The organism is bacterium (assembly GCA_024228115.1).
GTDB lineage: Bacteria > Myxococcota_A > UBA9160 > UBA9160 > UBA6930.
In genome coordinates this window covers 1-1,011 of sequence record JAAETT010000239.1, presented here as the reverse complement: position 1 = coordinate 1,011, position 1,011 = coordinate 1, and the positions used below count along the sequence as shown (strand labels likewise).

Annotated in this window: 1 protein-coding gene; it reads right to left on the bottom strand. The window is 59.8% G+C overall.

Features of this window, described 5'->3' with window-relative positions:
- Window positions 1-468: 468 nt before the first annotated feature.
- A complete protein-coding gene (locus tag GY937_11155) occupies window positions 469-870 on the bottom strand; it encodes a hypothetical protein (GenBank protein MCP5057268.1) in 402 nt (133 codons plus the stop codon).
- Window positions 871-1,011: the final 141 nt, after the last annotated feature.

Genomic DNA, 1,011 nt, shown 5'->3' with positions numbered 1-1,011 from the left:
CCATTGCTGAAGCGTCGCCCGCTGGCTCTTGCTGAGGTGAATCTCGGCTGCGACCCGCATCGTGCCCCTCTGGCCGTTCGCCGCGAGGGTAACGTGGATAGTCCAATAGTGCCCTTTATTTATGAATCATATCACTAGTTGCCATAAGGCCCGTTCTCATACATCGGCATCTAAGTATCCGGAAAATTGGATGAATTCAGGCATCCGGTGGTTCAGGCTCCACAGCGTCTGGCTGACCGGGCCATGCCGCGAGGACCTTCGCGGCGCACGACCAGTGCCGACCACGTTCTTGTGAATCGAGGTGCCAGTCCATCGGGTCCGTCGAGGGGAGCGATTGGCGGCATCCCGGACAAGGCGGGAGGGAGGTCCTCATTTTGGTATTCAACCTCGTTTCGCAGACGCCTCAACAAGGGAGAACGGTGTAGAGGTGACGACGGGGGCCGTCCGAGAGCGTTGCCAAGCCTTCGGTCAGTCGATTGCATAGTTTCTGTCGTGATTTATCCAGACCGGGGCGGACCAAGCTCTATCGCCGTCGTGTTGTTCAACCCGAACGTAGAGGAACTCGGGCGCACCAAGCGCAGGTACCGCATCGAAGGCGAGGGCCCCTCCCCCGTCCAACTCCCAGGCTTGAAGATGGCCGACGTCTGGCGATAGCTGAATCGCATTGTCCGCTGTCCGCGGGTCTACCGCCCCCCAGAATAGGTCGGCCACGAAGCTCGCGTTGGCGTCGGAAGCGTCGCTCACGGTGACAGAGCACGTGGCAGCGTCGTCCGCCGGAAGCTCGAGAACGGCGCCCATAAGCTCGCCGTTGCACTCGAACTCAAGGACGAGGTCCGAATCTTCAGTGGCGTAGGTTCGATTCTCTCGCATAGCTGTTGGCGATCACGAGAAACCGTAGAAATCTGATCATCTAGCCGTGGTCGCGCGCGAGTGCTGGTTTCTCGTCAGAACGGCGAATCGGTGTCGGTCGGATCGGTGTCGAGTTCGCGATCGAGAGCCGCGAGGTAGTGT

Coding starts and splice junctions, on each gene's coding strand:
- GY937_11155 (MCP5057268.1), bottom strand. CDS start 870: ATGCGAGAGAATCGAACCTACGCCACTGAAGATTCGGACCTCGTCCTT.